The organism is Halomonas sp. H10-59 (genome assembly GCF_040070555.1).
Lineage (GTDB): Bacteria > Pseudomonadota > Gammaproteobacteria > Pseudomonadales > Halomonadaceae > Halomonas > Halomonas litopenaei.
Map to the genome: position 1 here is coordinate 116,781 of NZ_CP098828.1, position 16,995 is coordinate 133,775.

At 65.0% G+C, this 16,995-nt stretch carries 17 protein-coding genes; 2 read left to right on the top strand and 15 right to left on the bottom strand.

The window, feature by feature from the left end:
• Positions 1–106: 106 nt before the first annotated feature.
• From NFG57_RS00555 to NFG57_RS00575, 5 genes are all read right to left on the bottom strand, one after another.
• A complete protein-coding gene (locus NFG57_RS00555) occupies positions 107–550 on the bottom strand; it encodes a universal stress protein (RefSeq protein WP_045993922.1) in 444 nt (147 codons plus the stop codon).
• A gap of 45 nt (positions 551–595) precedes the next feature.
• The gene (locus tag NFG57_RS00560; protein WP_045993923.1) at positions 596–1,879 is read right to left on the bottom strand and encodes a TRAP transporter large permease; all 1,284 of its coding nucleotides are present in this window, start codon (positions 1,877–1,879) and stop codon (positions 596–598) included.
• A 34-nt stretch (positions 1,880–1,913) separates the two neighbouring features.
• Positions 1,914–2,492: a TRAP transporter small permease gene (locus tag NFG57_RS00565; RefSeq protein WP_045993924.1), complete on the bottom strand. Its 579-nt coding sequence runs from the start codon at positions 2,490–2,492 to the stop codon at positions 1,914–1,916.
• Positions 2,493–2,709: 217 nt separating this feature from the next.
• On the bottom strand, positions 2,710–3,732 hold the full coding sequence (gene dctP / locus NFG57_RS00570; protein ID WP_108131873.1) for a TRAP transporter substrate-binding protein DctP: 1,023 nt from the start codon (positions 3,730–3,732) through the stop codon (positions 2,710–2,712).
• Between the two features lie 158 nt (positions 3,733–3,890).
• On the bottom strand, positions 3,891–4,418 hold the full coding sequence (locus NFG57_RS00575; RefSeq protein WP_348815136.1) for a TIGR02444 family protein: 528 nt from the start codon (positions 4,416–4,418) through the stop codon (positions 3,891–3,893).
• Positions 4,419–4,489: 71 nt separating this feature from the next.
• Between NFG57_RS00575 and NFG57_RS00580 the strand changes: the two genes are divergently transcribed.
• Positions 4,490–6,436, top strand: coding sequence for an ATP-binding cassette domain-containing protein (locus NFG57_RS00580; RefSeq protein WP_108449484.1), 1,947 nt, complete (start codon positions 4,490–4,492; stop codon positions 6,434–6,436).
• A 73-nt stretch (positions 6,437–6,509) separates the two neighbouring features.
• Here NFG57_RS00580 and NFG57_RS00585 read toward each other — a convergent pair whose 3' ends face one another.
• The 5 genes from NFG57_RS00585 to thiD form a co-directional block, all read right to left on the bottom strand.
• The gene (locus NFG57_RS00585) at positions 6,510–7,922 is read right to left on the bottom strand and encodes a solute carrier family 23 protein (RefSeq protein WP_348815137.1); all 1,413 of its coding nucleotides are present in this window, start codon (positions 7,920–7,922) and stop codon (positions 6,510–6,512) included.
• Between the two features lie 199 nt (positions 7,923–8,121).
• Complete coding sequence (gene dtd, locus NFG57_RS00590) at positions 8,122–8,559, bottom strand: D-aminoacyl-tRNA deacylase (protein WP_045993928.1); 438 nt, start codon at positions 8,557–8,559, stop codon at positions 8,122–8,124.
• An 80-nt stretch (positions 8,560–8,639) separates the two neighbouring features.
• Positions 8,640–9,251, bottom strand: a complete 612-nt coding sequence (locus tag NFG57_RS00595; protein ID WP_348815138.1) for a chalcone isomerase family protein — start codon at positions 9,249–9,251, stop codon at positions 8,640–8,642.
• Between the two features lie 86 nt (positions 9,252–9,337).
• Positions 9,338–10,183 carry a universal stress protein gene (locus NFG57_RS00600; protein ID WP_045993929.1) on the bottom strand — a complete coding sequence of 282 codons (846 nt, stop codon included), beginning with the start codon at positions 10,181–10,183 and terminating at the stop codon, positions 9,338–9,340.
• A 182-nt stretch (positions 10,184–10,365) separates the two neighbouring features.
• A complete protein-coding gene (gene thiD / locus NFG57_RS00605; RefSeq protein ID WP_124805046.1) occupies positions 10,366–11,196 on the bottom strand; it encodes a bifunctional hydroxymethylpyrimidine kinase/phosphomethylpyrimidine kinase in 831 nt (276 codons plus the stop codon).
• A 74-nt stretch (positions 11,197–11,270) separates the two neighbouring features.
• Between thiD and NFG57_RS00610 the strand changes: the two genes are divergently transcribed.
• Positions 11,271–11,696 (top strand): YqaA family protein, encoded by a 426-nt coding sequence (locus NFG57_RS00610; RefSeq protein WP_045993931.1) that lies wholly within the window; start codon positions 11,271–11,273, stop codon positions 11,694–11,696.
• 138 nt (positions 11,697–11,834) lie between these two features.
• Here the strand turns inward: NFG57_RS00610 and NFG57_RS00615 are convergent, their stop codons facing one another.
• The 5 genes from NFG57_RS00615 to NFG57_RS00635 all read right to left on the bottom strand — a co-directional run bounded on the left by NFG57_RS00615 (position 11,835) and on the right by NFG57_RS00635 (position 16,789).
• Positions 11,835–12,938 (bottom strand): TRAP transporter substrate-binding protein, encoded by a 1,104-nt coding sequence (locus NFG57_RS00615; RefSeq protein WP_045993932.1) that lies wholly within the window; start codon positions 12,936–12,938, stop codon positions 11,835–11,837.
• Positions 12,939–13,124: 186 nt separating this feature from the next.
• On the bottom strand, positions 13,125–14,528 hold the full coding sequence (locus NFG57_RS00620) for a TRAP transporter large permease subunit (protein ID WP_108131869.1): 1,404 nt from the start codon (positions 14,526–14,528) through the stop codon (positions 13,125–13,127).
• Entirely contained in the window at positions 14,529–15,089 is a 561-nt protein-coding gene (locus NFG57_RS00625) for a TRAP transporter small permease subunit (protein WP_124805047.1), read from the bottom strand.
• Positions 15,090–15,326: 237 nt separating this feature from the next.
• Positions 15,327–16,151, bottom strand: coding sequence for an endonuclease/exonuclease/phosphatase family protein (locus NFG57_RS00630; protein ID WP_045993935.1), 825 nt, complete (start codon positions 16,149–16,151; stop codon positions 15,327–15,329).
• The gene (locus NFG57_RS00635) at positions 16,148–16,789 is read right to left on the bottom strand and encodes a thiol:disulfide interchange protein DsbA/DsbL (RefSeq protein WP_045993936.1); all 642 of its coding nucleotides are present in this window, start codon (positions 16,787–16,789) and stop codon (positions 16,148–16,150) included. Before NFG57_RS00635 ends, NFG57_RS00630 begins: the two co-directional genes overlap by 4 nt.
• Positions 16,790–16,995 lie beyond the last annotated feature (206 nt).

Sequence of the window (16,995 nt, forward strand, 5' to 3'; positions counted from 1 at the left end):
AAAAGGGTTCCGCACCCGCCGTGCGTTACCCCCTACGAGGCAGGCCCGGGCATGACCCGGGCCTGTGGTTGCGGCTACGTCTGTGGTAGCCGTGATGAGTGTGGCGCTAGACCACCAGGGTCGGGCACTGCGCCGACCCCGACACCCGCTGGGCGACACTGCCCAGGATCAGGCTGGCGTCGCCGTTGGTGCCCTGGGCGCCGATCACGATCAGGTCGCACTCGCGCTTGCGAGCGAAGCGCACGATGGTGCGCGAGGGGCGGCCTCCCTTGACGAAGGCGCGCACCTTTTCCAGCGGCACCCCCAGTTCCACCGCGTGGTTCTTGGCATGCACTGCGATCTCCGAGGCGTACTCCTTGAGGGCATCGTCGGGCAGGTCCAGCTTGTCCGGGCGAACCATCGACAGGGAGGCCTCGAGCAGACTGTGGTGCTTGAACACGCACAGGATGTAGAGCTCGGCGCCGGTCAGGTACTGCAGCCCCACGGCCTTCTCCAGCGCCTTGAGGGCGCCCTTGGAGCCGTCCACCGCCACCAGGATTCGATTGAACATCGGTCTCTCCTCAAGCTTGGTCTCCGCGCATCCGACAGACGCCGCCTAGCGGAAGGCGACGTCGCGCAGGAACAACGCAATCTGCGGGAACATGATCAGCAGGGCTGCGGCCAGGATCAGCAGGAACACGAACGGCGGTGTGCCCTTGATCACGTCCAGATAGGGCCGCTTGAAGATCGCGATGGCGGTGAAGATGTCGCAGCCGAAGGGTGGCGTCGCCGAGCCGATGGCCACTTGCAGGGTGATCAGGATACCCACCAGTACCGGGTCGAGTCCGGTGGCCTCGATGGCCGGCGCGAAGATCGGCGTCAGCACCAGGATGACCACGATCGGGTCGACGAACATGCAGGCGACGAAGAAGGCGATGCAGATGGCGATCAGCACGCCCGTGGGACCCGCTTCGTTGATCCCGGCCGCCTCGAGCATGGCCTGCGGAATCTGGGCGAAGGAGATGATCCACGAGAAGCCGTTGCCCACGGCGACCAGGATGAACACCACCGCGGTGATCAGGCCGGTGGACTTGGCGATGGCGTAGATGTCGTTCATCTTCAGCGATCGAAACACCACGAACTCCAGCAGCACCGCGTACAGCACGCAGGCCGCGGCGGCCTCGGTGGGGCTGAAGATGCCGCCGTAGATGCCGCCGACGATGATCACCGGGAAGCCCAGCGGCCACAGCGCCTGACGCACCGCGGAGAGACGCTCGCTCCAGGACGCCTTGGGCTCGGTGGGGACGTCGCGGATCACCGCGTAGAGCACGCAGTAGATGGAGAACATCAGCAGGATCAGCAGGCCTGGCCCGATGCCGGCGATGAACAGCTCGCCGATGGAGGTACCCGAGATCACGCCATAGATGATCATGCCGATGCTGGGCGGGATCAGAAAGGCGATGTCACTCGAGTTGATGATCAACGCCAGGGTGAAGGAGTCGGAGTAGCCGGCCTTGAGCATGCGCGGGCGTAGCGGCGAGCCCACCGCCACCACGGTGGCCTGGGTCGAGCCGGACACGGCGCCGAACAGGGTGCAGGAGGCCGCGGTGGATACCGCCAGGCCGCCCTTCACGTGGCCGATGAAGGCCATGACCATGTTGATCAGGCGCTCTGCCGACTGGCCGCGGGTCATGATGTCGGCGGCGAGGATGAACATCGGCACGGCGATCAGCGAGGCCGGCCGGATGCCCGCCATCATCTGCTGGATCAGCGTGTCCATCTGGTCCAGGCCGTTGAACATCATGAAGAAACCGATGACCGCCGCGGTGATCAACGGGATCATCATGGGGAAGCCCAGCAACAGCAGGGCGATCATGGTGGTGACCATTATGGTTGTCATTGGGGCTGTCCTCCTGCTGCCACCGTCACGTCACTCATACTTCGGTCTCCGTATCCTTGTAGCCATCCAGCACGCCGGTCGACAGGTAGACGTCGCGGGAGGTCAGGTTCTTGATGGCGGTGAGCAGGTACTGGATACCGGTGATCAGAAAGCCCAGCGGTACCCACAGGTAGATCCAGAAGATCGGGATGCCAAGGGCGGGCAGAATGCGCCCCTTGTCATACAGGTCGACGATGTAGATCACCGAGTAGTACAGCAGGAAGAACATCACCAGAGAGGTAAACAGGGAGATGAAGATCATCAATGCCTTGCGGCCACCCACCGGCAGGGCATCGTAGATCGCCGACATGCGAATATGGCGCCCGTGGCGCGCCGCATAGCCGATACCGGCAAAGGTGATCATGATGATCAGAATGCGGTTGATCTCGCCGCTGAAGAAGATGCTCTCGCCGAGCACGAAGCGGCCAACGACGTTGGCGATGGTATTGGCCGCCATCAGCAGCACACCCACTGCAAGAATGATGGCTTCCAGCTTGCTGATCCACGTATCGATGGTGCCCAGAAAACCAGGCAACCCCGAGTGGTAGTGCTGTTCGGATTCTTCTTCGGTCATGATGGGATCCTTGGTCGGGAATTCCGGGAGAAACGCACGTACCTGTATCGCAGCGTACGCCCTCTGGGTCGCGGTTCGCAGCCATCTGGTCAACGCTGGATGCACGCAGCGCGCCTGGCGTGGCGGCGACTGTCGGGTCGCTATTCAGGGCTCTGGAAACACAAAAGGGGCAGCCGGGTAGGGCTGCCCCTTTCGGGAGCGATGGCTCAGACGAGGATTACTCCTCGCCGGACTGAACCGCTTCCAGGTCAGCCTTGAACTGGTCGAGCAGTTCCTGACCGCCTTCACCGGTCATCTCGATGAACTTCTCCTCGACCTGCGGAGCGCGATCCTTGAAGGCCTGGATCTGTTCGTCGTCCAGGCGAGTCACGGTGACCTCGTCAGACGCTTCCTGGATCTTGCCGAGTGCTTCTTCGGCGAGGCCCTGGATGTGCTCGATGGTGGTGTCGTAGGCGGAGTCGGTGGCGTCCTGGACGAGTTGCTTGTCCTCGTCGGACAGGCCGTCATAGAAGTCCTGGTTGGCCATCATGGCGGTGGTGAACCAGCCGTGGCCGGTGAAGGTCAGGTTCGGGGAGACCTCGTACAGACCGCCGGACTCGATCCAGAAGATCGGGTTTTCCTGACCGTCGATGATGCCGGTCTGCAGACCGCCGTAGACCTCACCCCAGGGCAGCGGCGTGGGAGTCGCGCCGAAGGCGTCGTAGGTCTCCGCCAGCAGCGGGTTGGTCATGGTGCGGATCTTCTTGTTGTCGAAGTCCTCCGGCGAGGTGATCGGCTCGTCGGCGGTGACCACCATTTCCCCTTCCGGGTACATCTGCATCAGCTTCAGCCCGTGCTCGGCGTAGAGCTCGGGGAACATCTCGTTGATCGCCTTGCTCTCGTCGAAGAACTTCAGCACGGTTTCTTCGTCGGTGGGCAGCAGGTAGGGAATGAAGAAGATCTGGGCTTCGGGAATCAGCGCGCCGGTGAAGCCGGGAGACTGGTTGACGAACTGCAGGATGCCGTTCTGGGTCTGCTCCATGATGTCGTCGGATTCGCCCAGTTCGCCGAAGCGGTAGACCTGGACGGAATGGTCGGAATTCTCCTCGACGTACTGCTTGAACGCCTGGGCAAAGACGTCCTGGACATCGCCCTCGTACTCTTCGTGGGCGTAGCGCCAGTTGTCGGCCATGGCGGTGGAGGAAAGGCCCAGCATCAGGGCGCCGATGCTGGCGGTGGTCAGCAGCTGTGTTGCCTTCATTCTTGTGGTTCCTCTGCAGGTGTTGGAGCTATGGGCGGATCGCGCTCGCCTGTTGTATTGCTTCGTGTCTCGCTTCGGAATCTCGGACCTTGTGCTATTGGCGCGAACAAGATCGATCATGCAAAAAATGCAGGAATTCTCATGCAGTTAACGTCAGGCTAGCGCGCTGCCGGAAGAGGGTCAAGCTGGCTTTCCACGCTTCTTATGGCCATAAGTTGCGTTTTTTTCTGCCGTTGTTGGCTAGAAAGCAGCACATTTTCTAGACCTTGGAGTCTGGCGGGTATCGGCGAGAAAGCCAGTTCGTTCAGGCTAATTTTCATGAGCATCTGCAGGCATTGTTGCTCGGCTTCGAGCTCCGCCTGCTTGATCCGCGAGCGAACGCTCGCCACCTGCGAGTCGGCTTGCGCCTGGGGCTTCAGATCCCTGCGCAGTCGGCGCAGAGGCTGGGTGACCTCGCGCTGCCAGGCGGCGACCTCTGACGGCAGTGCACCTGCCTGGGCGCCCTGTTGATACAGCCAGCATCGCCACAGCAGTTCACACACGTCCCAGCCGTACTCATCCTGCAGCGTCAGGCAGGCTTGCTCGACGCCTGGCCGGGCATAGATTGCCAGGGCGAAGTCCCATAGCGGCGAAGTCGCCAGGCGAGGGCGCAGGCGAGCGGTGAATTCGGTAGAATCGGGGTCCAAGACGATATCCTTCTTTTATTAGAGAAGCTCGCGGGTGCCCGGCCCGGCGGGCTCATCCCGATGGAGCCGTGATGATTGCACTGCGCCAAGTAACCCTGCAACGCGGCGCCGAGCCGTTGTTCGAGGGTGCCGACCTGACCCTGCACGCCGGCCACAAGGCCGGTATCGTGGGCCCCAATGGCGCCGGCAAGTCCAGTCTGTTTGGCCTGATCCTCGGCGAGATCGGCGCCGACAAGGGCGCGGTCGAGATGAGTGGCGGCCAGCGTATTGCCCATATGGCGCAGGAAGTCGAGGCGCTGTCTCGCCCCATCATCGAGTACGTGCTCGACGGGGATGCGGAACTAAGGCGTACCGAGGTTGCCCTCGCCTCTGCCCAGGCCGACGGTGACCATCACCGCGAGGCCGAACTTCACGGCGCCATCGAGGCGCTGGACGGCTACAGCGCGCCAGCCCGCGCGGCCCAGTTGCTGGTCGGGCTGGGCTTTGCCCAGCACGATCTGGACAAGCCGCTGTCGGCGTTCTCCGGTGGTTGGCGCATGCGAGCCAACCTGGCGCGTACCCTGTTCATGCCCTCCGACGTGCTGCTGCTCGACGAGCCGACCAACCACCTGGACCTGGACGCCCTGCTGTGGCTAGAGCAGTGGCTGACGCGCTATCCCGGCACCCTGTTGCTGATCTCCCACGACCGCGACTTTCTCGATGCGGTGTGTGACCACATCGTGCACTTCGATCGTCGCAGCCTGGTGCTCTATCGTGGCAACTACACCACCTTCGAGCGGACCCGGGCCGAGAAGCTGGCGCTGCAGCAGGCCCAGGCCGAGAAGCAGCAGGCGCGTCGCGAGGAAATCGAGAAGTTTGTCGCCCGCTTTCGCTACAAGGCGACCAAGGCGCGCCAGGCCCAGAGCCGACTGAAGATGCTCGAGCGCATGGGCGACATCGCCCTGGCCCACGTCGATTCCCCCTTTCACTTTACCCTGCCGGCGGCGGACAAGACGTCTCATCCGCTGCTGGTGATCGATGACGCCAGCCTGGGCTATCGTCGCGAGGACGGCAGCGAGCGCACCCAGCTGTCCGACGTGAAGCTGACTCTGCTGCCGGGACAGCGCATCGGTCTGCTCGGTCCCAATGGCGCGGGCAAGTCGACCCTGATCAAGTCGCTGACCGGCGATCTGCCGTTGCTCTCTGGCCGTCGGGTGCCCGGCGAGCACCTGGCGGTGGGCTACTTCGCCCAGCACCAGCTCGAAGGGCTCGATCTCAAGGCGACCCCCTTCACCCACGTGCAGCGCCTGTCGCCCCAGGCCGCCGACAGCGATATCCGCAACTTCCTGGGTGGCTTCGGCTTTCCGGGAGACGACGTGTTTGCCCGGGTCGAGCTGTTCTCCGGCGGCGAGAAGGCACGCCTGGCGCTGGCCCTGATTGCCTGGCAGAAGCCCAACCTGCTGCTCCTCGACGAGCCGACCAACCACCTGGACCTGGAGATGCGCGAGGCGCTGACCGAGGCGTTGGCGTCGTTCGAAGGGACGGTGATCGTGGTATCCCACGACCGCCACCTGCTCAAGGCCACCGTCGACGAGTTCTGGAAGGTCGCCGACCATCGGGTCGAACCCTTCGATGGCGACCTGGAGGATTACCGGGCCTGGCTCAAGTCACGCCTGGAAAGCGATCGTCGCGCGGCCAGGGAAGACAAGGCCGACAGGGCCGAGGCTGGCCAGGCCGCCCCGCGGGAGGATCGCAAGGCCTCGCGCCGCGCCGCCGCCGAGCTGCGCGAGAAGCTCAGGCCCTTGAAGCGCGAGCGGGACAAGGCCGAAAAGGCCATGGAGAAGGTCCAGGCTGAACTCGGCGAGGTGGAAGCGCAGCTCGGCGACGCTGAGCTCTACACTGACGCGGCGCGCAAGCAGGAACTGACCGACTGTCTGGCGCGCCAGGGCGAGCTCAAGGCGCGCCTCGAGGAGCTGGAGGCCGACTGGCTCGCCGCCGAAGAGGCGCTCGAGGAAATGAACGAGGCGCTGTCGGGCTGAGCCACGCTCGGTTCGATAGCGCCTCGGGTCGCTGGGTCGCCCGATAGCCGGGGCGAGTGGGCGTGGCGAACGGCTATTGCGAGTCGCACCGGGATGAGGCGGGCACGCTTGCGGGAGCCGTGTCGCTGGCTTCCATGCGCGCGGCCAGTCGCTCGCGCTCGGCCTGCTCGTCGGCCAGGCTCTTGTGAGGCAGCAGCAGATTGAGCAGCACGGCGGTGAGCGCCGCCACCACCACGGGTGATCCACCGATCGCCATCTCGATCGTGTCCGGCAGCGCGGCGATGGCCTGCGGCGCCGCGGCGAGCCCGAGGCCCAGCGCCAGCGCCAGGCTGGCGATGGTCATGTTGCGCCCGGACAGCTCGTCGCGGGTCAGCAGCTGGATACCGGTCATGGTGATCATGCCGAACACCGTGATGGTGGCGCCACCGAGCACCGGATAGGGAATGGTGGTCATCAGCGCGCCGAACTTCGGCATCAGTCCCGCCGCCAGCAGAAACAGCGCCGCCAGTGCCAGCACCGAACGACTGATGACCTTGGTCATGGCGACGATACCGACGTTCTGGCTGAACGACGCCGTCGGCAGAGCCGCGAACAGGGCACCGACCAGAGTGCACAGGCCGTTGCCCAGCAAGCCCCCGGACAGCTCCCGATGGCCCAGCTCGCGATTCATGCCACCGATGGTGGTAGCGGATAGATCACCGATGGTCTGCACCGAATTGACCACGCAGATGATCACCATGGACAGGATCGCCACCGGCGCGAATTCGAGCGTCACGGGGAGCGGGCGCGGCGCACTGAACCAGGCAGCCTGATGCACCGCAGTGAAGTCCACCATGCCCAGCGCGAGTGCCAGCGCGTAGCCCACCACGATGCCGCAGATGATCGCGGCGAGCTTGATGAAGCCCCGCCCGAACTGGGAAATCGCCAGCACCACGGCCAGAGTGACCAGCGCCACCAGCCACTGCCTGCCGCCACCGTAGCCAGCGCTGCCCTTGCCCCCGGCCATGTAGTGGATGGCGATGTCGTAGAGCGACAGGCCGATCACCAGCACCACCACCCCCGCCACCACCGGCGGAAACAGGTGACGCAGCGGGCGTATACCGAACCCGACCAGCAGCATCGCCGTGCCGCCGATCAACTGGGCGCCGAGGATGCCGCCGAGGCCATACTGGGCGCCCACGGCGGTCAGGGTGGGCACGTAGGCAAAGCCGACACCGAAGATGGTCGGCAGGCGGGCACCGAAGCGCCAGACGCCGAACAGCTGGATCAGCGTCGACAGCGCCGAGGCCACCAGCGAGATCTGGATCAGCAGCAGGGTTTCGGCGGTGGAGGCGCCGATGGCACCGGAGACGATGATCGGCACCGTGATGGTACCCATGATCATGGCGAGGATGTGTTGCAGCGACAGTGGCAGGGCACGGCTCAGTGGTGGCCGGCCGTGGAAGTCGAAGACCGAGACGCTGGCGGGGTAGCGGGCGTTGCTCATGGATACGATCGCCGGTTGTTTTTGTATACAGGTGATTGTGGTAAATGTTTCCATAAACATCAAGGTGAGACGGGGCGAGACGAGACAGTCCGGTTTACCGCCCCGCCGACATCGCGTTGCGATCGGGCTTTTGAAAGTCAGAAAGGTGGCACGACGCCGCGTGCGCTGCATGTTGGCGCTCGGCGCCAGGAGGGGGCTCTCAGCTCTCCAGCAGAAAGGTCACCGGCCCGTCGTTTATCAATGCCACCTGCATATTGGCGCCGAACTCGCCGCTGGCCACCGGCGCATGGCGCTGGCGGGCCTGGTCGAGCAGGTAGTGAAACAGACGATCGCCTTCGGCCGGCGGCGCCGCGCTGGAGAAGCTGGGACGCAGCCCCTTGCGGGTATCCGCGGCCAGGGTGAACTGGGATACCAGCAAGAGGCCACCGCCGGCCTGCTGCACATTGAGATTCATCTTGTCCTGGTCATCGGCGAACACGCGATAGTGCAGCAGCTTGTGCAGCAGGCGGTCGGCCGAGGCCTCGTCATCTCCTTTTTCCACCCCGACCAGGGCCAGCAGGCCGTGGTCGATGGCGCCGACGGTGCGATCCTCGACCTCGACACTGGCACGGCGGACACGTTGGATCAGGGCTTTCATGCAGGGCTTCCTCTGGCAACAGGTGGGGGATTGCACACAGCAGGGCCCGCTAGCCTAGCACGGGCCTGCCTGGCCAGGCGTCAGCGCCCCAGCAGAGCGTCGCGGAAGTCGCGGTCCAGGGGATCTTCACCGAGCCAGATGGCGAACATGGCGTTGGCAAGCGCCTTGTCGTTGGAGCGGTACAGCGGGGCGCCATTGAGCGCCAGGATCAGGCTCTCGCCATCCCAGGTCAGCGAATAGCGGTCGCCCGGCGCGACGGAGCGATAGCTGTCGACCAGCGCGGTCAGCGGGCGGCGAACTGAGGGAAAGTCCACGGCGCCGACCTGCTCGCGTACGGTCTCGAGGGTGGTGCTGGCGAAGTCGTCGGCCTCGATGGCATGGAAGTAGTGCAGCACCAGCCGGCGCGGGACGTCGGATTCGGGAGCGGGGCGCGGGTACCCCGCGGCCTGGTAGTAGGCGCCGGCGTAGGCGTCCCACACCAGATAGGTGAAGAGCCCGTGGCCGATCATCTCGTAGCGCCGGCCATCGTCGATCTGGGTGGCAAAGCTCGCGCTCTTGACGCTGACCTGCTGCGTCGACGTCTGGGCGTTGGCCTCGGGGGGCGCGGCCATGGTCAGGGTCAGACAGGTGATCAGGCTGACGGCGGCAAGCAGCCGAACCAGCGGGTGCTGTCGGGGTTGTCGCGAAGGCATGATGAAACTCCCGTGACATGATGTTGTACACATCATGGCGCGAGATATGACTTATGTACAGTTTTTGTAGAGCGTTCTTCCCGTGACTACCAGGCGCGGCACAGCATGATGTCGCAACGGGGCTCGGCCAGCAGACGCTTGGTAATCTGACTGCGTCGGCCCGCCTGACTGCGGTTGCCCAGCGCCAGCAGATCGGGAGGCTGACGGCGCAGATGGGCGATCAGCACGTCCAGGGGGTCGCCCTGTTCCAGCACCAGTTCCAGTTCCGGCACCCGATCGAATTCCGCCATCAGGTGGTCGATCTCCTGTTCGAGCTGCTGTCTAAGTCGGATGACCTCACGATCGCGCCACTGAGCAAAGTCGGTATCGGAGCCGAGTTCGCGCTCGCCTGGCACGTCCCAGGCGTGGAGCAACTCGAGGCGGGATTCCGGAAAGTGTCGCAGGGTCTCGCGCAGGGTGCGACGGCAGGTCAGGGAGAAGTCCACCGGGACCAGAATGTCGTTCCACGGCTCTGCGGGGGGCTGGCTGACGGTCAGCACCGGACAGGGGGCGCTCAACAGCACCCGGGCCAGGGTGGTGCCGCCGATCAGGTCAGGGTGTCCGCGCTTGCGATGGGTGCCGAGGATGATCATCTCGGCGTTGCGATCGTGGGCCTCACGGATGATCTCGGCGTAGGGGGCGCCGGTCACCGTCTGCACCAGCAGCGGCGGTTCGGCCAGTGCGTAGTCTTCGCGCAGGTCGGTGGCGATGGCGTGGATGTCATCTACTACCGCACCTTCCAGGTCGCGCAGCACCCGGTGGGGCAGGTAGGGATCCAGCACGTGCAGTACATCGAGACGGGCGCCCATCTCGTTGGCCAGGCGGATGGCGCGGCCGAAGGCGGAACGGTTTTCTGCCGACAGGTCACAGGCAAACAGCAGGGTGCGAGTCATGGCTCTGCCCTCACGACGCCAGTGGGTGAACCTTCAGCATGGGCGGACGTGCCGATTCGCGCAAGCGACGGCGTCGTCAGTCCCTGTCAGTGCACGATAGCGCCCGTCCTGCGCTCGGATCAGATCAGACCGGGCGCATCGTGGCTTCCACGACCCGCCATCGCCCGCCACGGCTCCTGCCGCTACCACCAGGCGTGGAAGTGATGCACCGGGCCGCGCCCCTGGCCCACCGACAGCCGCCGGCTGGCGTCGAGCGCCTGGTGCAGCCAGCGCTTGGCGTCGCCGATGGCGTCGATGACCTGCGCCTCGTCGGCGTCCTGTGGCAGATGGGCCAGCTTGGCGGCGATCGCCGAGGACAGGGCACAACCGGTACCATGCAGGTTCTGGGTATCGATGCGCGGTGCCGGCAGCCAGCGATCGCCACCGGGCGAGGCCAGCAGGTCGGGGCAGCTGTCACCATCGAGATGGCCACCCTTGAGCAGCACATAGGGGGCGGACAGTTGCTTGAGCGCGGGCAGCATCGCCTCCATGGCATCGGCGCTGGTGGGCGGCTCGACCCCCAGCAGTACCGCCGCCTCGGGCAGGTTGGGGGTGATCACGTCGGCCAGCGGCACCAGCACATCGCGTACCGCACTGATCCCGGCTTCATCCACCAGGATGTCGCCGCTCTTGGCCACCATCACCGGATCGAGCACGATCCAGCGGGGACGCCTGGCCTCGAGCGCTTCACGCAGGGTCTCGGCGACCTCGCGGCTGGCGACCATGCCGATCTTCACCGCGTCGATGCGCACGTCGTCGAGCAGGTGATCGAGCTGCACCCGGATGCTCTCTGCAGCCACCGGGTGCACCTCGCGTACCCCACAGGTATTCTGCGCGATCACCGCGGTGATGACGTTGGTGGCATAGGTGCCCAGGGCCGACAGCGTCTTGAGGTCGCCCTGGAGGCCGGCGCCGCCAGAAGGGTCGGAGCCGGCGATGGTCAGCGTGTGAGGGATGGATACGGCGTGGGACATGAAAGACACCCGAAAGTCAGCAGAAGACACAGAATACAAGAGGCGGCGCTGAGAGAGCCAATGTCGAGCGCATCATGCTGAGTCTGTTTGTCATGGCGTTTGCCAGCGCCACCCTGCTGCCCGGAGGGTCCGAGCTATGGCTGGCCGGGCTGTGGTGCCGGGGCGAAGCGCCGCTGGCGCTGTGGCTGGTTGCCACCCTGGGCAATACCCTGGGCAGTCTGGTCAATGTCGCCCTGGGCCGCTACGCCACCCAGTATGTGGATCGGCGCTGGTTTCCCGCCTCCCGGGCGGGACTGGCACGAGCCCAGCGCTGGTATCGCAAGGGCGGAGAAGCGAGTCTGCTGCTGGCCTGGCTGCCGGTGGTGGGGGATCCGCTGACGGTACTCGCGGGAATCGCCCGGCTGCCGTGGTGGCGTGCCACGCTGTGGATCGTCGTCAGCAAGGGCGGGCGCTACGCGGTGCTGCTGTGGTTTGCCGAACGCTATTTCAGCTGCGGCTGATCACTGCTCGAGAGCGAGCGCTTCGAGCAAGGCTCGAGAGTCGACACGATGTCCGTCCGTGCCCCGAAAACGGACAGGGGCCGCGCGAGGCGGCCCCTGGGTGCTTGTGTCGGCAATGCTCGACACCTTCTGGATGGGTTACTCCTGGCCGAAGTCGGTGCCGCCGTCCGGGTTGCGGGCGTTGTAGTAGGCCTGCTCGGAGATGGCGTGGTAGTTAACCACCTTGTCCTGGAAGTCGCGGTACGACTCGTAGATGCGACCGGCGATATCGCTGGAGTCGGCCAGTTCCTGCACCACCTCGGCGGAGATCTCCTGAGCCTGGGCGAGCACGTCGTCGGGCAGCTTGCGCAGCTGGACGTCGTGTTCGTTGATCAGGGTGGCCAGGGCATCGTTGTTGCGCGCGGTGTACTCGTCCAGCACGTCCTGGTTCACGTCGCGTACCGCGGTGCGCAGGATCGCCTGAAGGTCGGCGGGCAGCTCGGCCAGGGCCTCATCGTTGACGATGGCCTCGAACATCACCGTCGGCTCATGCCAGCCCGGGTAGTAGTAGTACTCGGCGGCCTGGTGCAGGCCGAAGGCCAGGTCGTTGTACGGTCCGATCCACTCGGTGGCATCGATGGCGCCGGACTGCAGCGAGGTGAAGATCTCGCCGCCGGGCATATTGACGATGGCCACGCCCATGCGGTTCATGACCTCACCACCGAGGCCCGGCATGCGCATCTTGAGGCCGTCCAGGTCGTCGACCGAATTGATTTCCTGGTTGTACCAGCCGCCCATCTGTACGCCGGAGGCGCCGGCGGTCATGACCTCGACGCCGAAGTCATCGTAGAGCTCGTTCCACAGCTCCAGGCCGCCACCATAGTGCAGCCAGGCGTTCATTTCCTGGGCGTTCATGCCGAAGGGCACGGCGGCGAAGAACTGGGCGGCGGGCGCCTTGCCCTTCCAGTAGTAGGAGGCAGAGTGGCCCATCTGGGCGGTGCCTTCGGCGACGGCGTCGAAGACCTCGAAGCCCGGTACCAGCTGGCCGGCACCGAACACCTCGATCGTCAGGCGGCCGTCGGACATTTCCTCGACCAGCTTGGCCAGACGCTCGGGACCCTGGCCGACACCGGGGAAGTTCTTCGGCCAGGAGGTGACCAGCTTCCACTCGAAGGTGTCCTGGGCCTGGGCCTGGGCTCCGACCAGCAGTAGACCGGAGGCACCGGCGAGGGTAATGGCCTTGGCGATTGAGCTGCGTTGCATGTAAGTCCCCTTTGTATGGTATTGGCGTTGTCGGGACCTGCCGGCCAGGGTAGGGCCGGCGGGTAGTTGGCGTCTCGCGGGATGGCCCGAGACGCCGTGAAGCGGGCGATGGCTCGTCGGGCAACTATAGACGCCGGGGGCACCCCCCGGCGTGGGCTGCCGTCCACGCATCGCCAACGCGCCGGGTCAGAACTGCTCCGGCAGCCAGGTGGCGAGTTCTGGGAAGAATGACAGGGCCAGCAGCATGCCGAGCTGAAGCACGATGAACGGAATGACGCCTCGGTAGATCGCGGACGTCGGTACCGACTCCGGGGCCACCCCGCGCAGGTAGAACAGGGCGAAGCCGAAGGGAGGCGTCAGGAAGGACGTCTGCAGGTTGATCGCGATCATGATGCCCAGCCAGATCGGATCCAGGCCCATGGCCAGCAGAATCGGACCGACGATCGGCACCACCACGAAGGTGATCTCGATGAAGTCGAGAATAAAGCCGAGCAGGAAGATCACCAGCATCACGATGATGGTGGCGCCGACTACCCCGCCAGGCATGTTCTCGAACAGATGGGTGACCAGCTCTTCACCGCCGTAGGCGCGGAACACCAGTGAAAACAACGCCGCGCCGATCAGGATCAGGAACACCATGGTGGTGACGTGGGTGGTGGAGCGCAGCACGTCCTTGAGCGTGGCCAGATCGAGGCGACGATAGGCCAGAGCCAGCACCAGGGCGCCGAAGGCACCCACCGCGGAGGCTTCGGTGGGGGTGGCCAGTCCGGCCAGGATCGAGCCGAGCACCGCGACGATCAGCACGATGGGCGGCACCAGGCCCTTGAGCAGCAACAGGCCGATGCCCGAGGTGTGGCCCAGCTCGGCCATCAGTTCCTGGCGATCGGCGGCAGGAGCGGCGCTGGGCTTGAACAGCGCCACCAGGCTGACGTAGACGATATACACCAGCACCAGGATCAGGCCCGGGACCAGCGCCCCCATGAACAGATCACCCACCGACACCGTCTTGGGGCTGAAGATGCCCATGGACAGCTGGGCCTGCTGGTAGGCGCTGGACAGCACGTCACCAAGCAGCACCAGAGCGATGGACGGCGGGATGATCTGACCCAGGGTGCCGGTGGCGCAGATGGTGCCGGTGGCCAGCGACTGGCTGTAGCCGCGCTTGAGCATGGTCGGCAGCGACATCAGGCCCATGGTGACCACGGTGGCGCCGACGATGCCGGTGGAAGCGGCCAGCATCATGCCGACGAGGGTCACCGAGATGCCGAGTCCGCCGCGCAGCGAGCCGAACAGCAGGGCCATGGCGTCGAGCAGGGTTTCGGCGACCTTGGACTTCTCGAGCAGCACGCCCATCAGCACGAACAAGGGCACCGCCAGCAGGGTGGTGTTGGTCATGATGCCGTAGAGGCGATTGGGGAAGGCGTTGAGGTAGCTGCCGTCGAAGTTGGCATCGATGCCAAGGGACTCCAGGCCGTAGCCGAGCCCGGCAAAGGCCAGGGCGGTACCGGCCAGCGACAGCGCGACCGGAAAACCGAACATCAATACCGTACAGATGACACCGAACAGCACCAGGGGCATGAACTCCAGCATTTACAGGTGCTCCTCGTCGGCGTCATGGGGAAGGGCGTTGGGGTCGAGACGTCCCTTTAAAATCAGGATATTGCGGTAGATCTCGACGAGGCCCTGGACAATCATCAGCACGGCGAAGGCCGGTATCAGCGTCTTCAGCAGGAACACCCCGGGGATGCCGCCGGCGTCGGGCGAGCCCTCGAAGATGGCCCAGGACTTGCCGACGTAGCCGAGGCTGGTGGCGATCACGAAGCCCATCACCGGCAGCAGCAGCAGCAGGGTGCCGAGCAGGTCGACCAGCGCCTTGCGCCTGGGTGACATCGCGCGATAGAAGATGTCGACGCGCACGTGCCCGCCGTGCTTCAGGGTGTAGGCCGCCGCCAGCATGAACACGGCGGCGTGCATGTACATCACCGATTCCTGCATGGGGATGCTGTTGACGCTGAAGGCATAGCGCAGCACCACGATCAGGAACTGGATGATCATCATCGCCAGGATCAGCCAGGAAAGGCCCCTGCCAAGGCGTTCGGAGAAGGCGTCCAGGGCCGCCAGTGGCCCCGGCAAGCCGGAAGATGTAGACATTAGGAACTCGCTGGTGGTGTCAGGGCGATCATTGTCCAGGCTGGCGCCCGGGCACGCCGTCGCCAGGGCAGGACGTCGGCTTGCCGGGGGGACCTGGCGTCATGGATAGTGTGGCACGCGGAGACATTAGCGAATCTCGGTGCACGTCAACGCTGACTATACGGCAGTCGAGGTAGCACTGTCATGACACCAAAAGTCGAGGTCCGCTGGCGTGGCGTCCGCCGCCGACAGGATAGCTCAGGCAGGTTGCTCGGGCTGATCGGCCTGGATGGCGGCGAGGCAGGGCTGGGGCAGGCGAATATCGACGGCCACCGGCAGGTGGTCCGAAAACAGTCGGTCGAGGACTTCGGCCTCATCGGCCTCCAGCGACGACGACAGCAGGATATGGTCCAGCGCTCGGCTGGGGCGCCAGGAAGGGTAGCTCAGTGCCGGTCGCACCGGATGCAGCGGCAACGAGGCGCAGAAGCGGTCGTGGGCGTGCAGGCGATCCGGGGTGCAGTTCAGGTCCCCCATCACCACCACGTGCTTGAGTGGCTGGATCAGCTCGCTGAGGTAGTCGAGCTGCAGGTTCTGGGTGCGCTGGCCCAGGGCCAGGTGGGCGACGAACAGGTGCAGGGCCTCGGGGCCCTGGCCGAAGCGCGCATGGATGGCGCCCCGGCCGGGCAGGGTTCCCGGCAGGCGGTGCTCCTCGATGCGGCTGGGTGCCAGCCGGGAGAGCAGGCCATTGCTGTGCTGGGCAAGTCGACCGAGGTTGCGGTTGAGCTGCTGATAGTGGTGGGGGAAGCCGCCTTGCATGGCCAGGTACTCGAGCTGATTGACCTGGTTCGAGCGAAAGCTGCCGCCGTCCACCTCCTGTAGCCCCACCATGTCGAAGTGCGACAGCACCTCGGCGATCATGTCCAGACGTCGTTGCCGACGCGGGTGAGGCAACAGGTGCTGCCAGCTACGGGTGAGGTAGTGGTGGTAGGCCGAGGTCTGGATACCCACCTGCAGGTTGAAGGTCACCAGCCTCAGGTGGCCTCTGTCCAGCGTGGGGTGGCGTTCCTCGGCCAGTGACGTCATTGGGCTCCAGACTCCTGTTCGCTGCGGATCTGCTCCACCAGCGCCTCGGCGATGCGCGGCATGTTGTCGAGGCTGCCGGCGGTGCTCGGCGAGACGATGTAGCGACCATCGACGATCAGCGCGGGGACGCCCATCAGTTCGAGGTTGCGCATGGTGGCGCTGGCGCGATTGATCTGGGACTTCACGCCGAAGCCATCCAGCGCCTTGAGCGCCTGCTCTTCGCTGACACCGTAGTCGCTGAAGAAGGCGGCGATGTCTGCTGGCTCGGTAAGCTGCTCGCCTTCCTGGTGGATGGCGTCGAAGAAGTCCTCGTGCACCTCGTCGAGGATCTCGAGCTGCTGGGCGGCATAGAAGGCCTTGGCGTGCTTGACCCAGGTCTCGCCCAGGGTTGCCGGCATGCGTTCGAACTCGACGTCATCGGGCAGCTCGGCGACCCAGGCATTGAGCGGATCTTCCAGCGAGTAGCAGTGCGGGCAGCCATACCAGAACACTTCGGTCACGTTGATCTTGCCATCGTCGCTGCCCAGCTCGACCTGATTGGGGGCGACGGTGTAGTCCTCGCCCTCGGTGATCGAGGCGGCGACCGCCATGGTCGACAGGCTAAGGCCAGCGAGGCCCATCATCAGTGACTTCAGCATAGAATGTTTTCTCCTTGATTGAGGCGGGCATGCCATGGCGGCGCGAGGGCGCGACGAACCTGGAGCCGCAAAGCGAACGCTGTTTTGAGTCTACAACGTTCGAAGGGTTCCCGAATATCCCGATTGGGCAGGCGTCGCATGTCTATCTTTGCTGGTAAACGCAACGGGGCGGCCACAAGGGCCGCCCCGCGGGACGCATCGAAAGG

Bases quoted from the DNA above. Each gene is read 5' to 3' on its own strand.
- NFG57_RS00595 (WP_348815138.1), bottom strand. From the start codon at position 9,251: ATGCCTTCGCGACAACCCCGACAGCACCCGCTGGTTCGGCTGCTTGCC.
- NFG57_RS00555 (WP_045993922.1), bottom strand. From the start codon at position 550: ATGTTCAATCGAATCCTGGTGGCGGTGGACGGCTCCAAGGGCGCCCTC.
- NFG57_RS00585 (WP_348815137.1), bottom strand. From the start codon at position 7,922: ATGAGCAACGCCCGCTACCCCGCCAGCGTCTCGGTCTTCGACTTCCAC.
- NFG57_RS00560 (WP_045993923.1), bottom strand. From the start codon at position 1,879: ATGACAACCATAATGGTCACCACCATGATCGCCCTGCTGTTGCTGGGC.
- NFG57_RS00620 (WP_108131869.1), bottom strand. From the start codon at position 14,528: ATGCTGGAGTTCATGCCCCTGGTGCTGTTCGGTGTCATCTGTACGGTA.
- NFG57_RS00610 (WP_045993931.1), top strand. From the start codon at position 11,271: ATGCTGAGTCTGTTTGTCATGGCGTTTGCCAGCGCCACCCTGCTGCCC.
- NFG57_RS00615 (WP_045993932.1), bottom strand. From the start codon at position 12,938: ATGCAACGCAGCTCAATCGCCAAGGCCATTACCCTCGCCGGTGCCTCC.
- NFG57_RS00600 (WP_045993929.1), bottom strand. From the start codon at position 10,183: ATGACTCGCACCCTGCTGTTTGCCTGTGACCTGTCGGCAGAAAACCGT.
- NFG57_RS00630 (WP_045993935.1), bottom strand. From the start codon at position 16,151: ATGACGTCACTGGCCGAGGAACGCCACCCCACGCTGGACAGAGGCCAC.
- dtd (WP_045993928.1), bottom strand. From the start codon at position 8,559: ATGAAAGCCCTGATCCAACGTGTCCGCCGTGCCAGTGTCGAGGTCGAG.
- NFG57_RS00625 (WP_124805047.1), bottom strand. From the start codon at position 15,089: ATGTCTACATCTTCCGGCTTGCCGGGGCCACTGGCGGCCCTGGACGCC.
- dctP (WP_108131873.1), bottom strand. From the start codon at position 3,732: ATGAAGGCAACACAGCTGCTGACCACCGCCAGCATCGGCGCCCTGATG.
- thiD (WP_124805046.1), bottom strand. From the start codon at position 11,196: ATGTCCCACGCCGTATCCATCCCTCACACGCTGACCATCGCCGGCTCC.
- NFG57_RS00635 (WP_045993936.1), bottom strand. From the start codon at position 16,789: ATGCTGAAGTCACTGATGATGGGCCTCGCTGGCCTTAGCCTGTCGACC.
- NFG57_RS00565 (WP_045993924.1), bottom strand. From the start codon at position 2,492: ATGACCGAAGAAGAATCCGAACAGCACTACCACTCGGGGTTGCCTGGT.
- NFG57_RS00580 (WP_108449484.1), top strand. From the start codon at position 4,490: ATGATTGCACTGCGCCAAGTAACCCTGCAACGCGGCGCCGAGCCGTTG.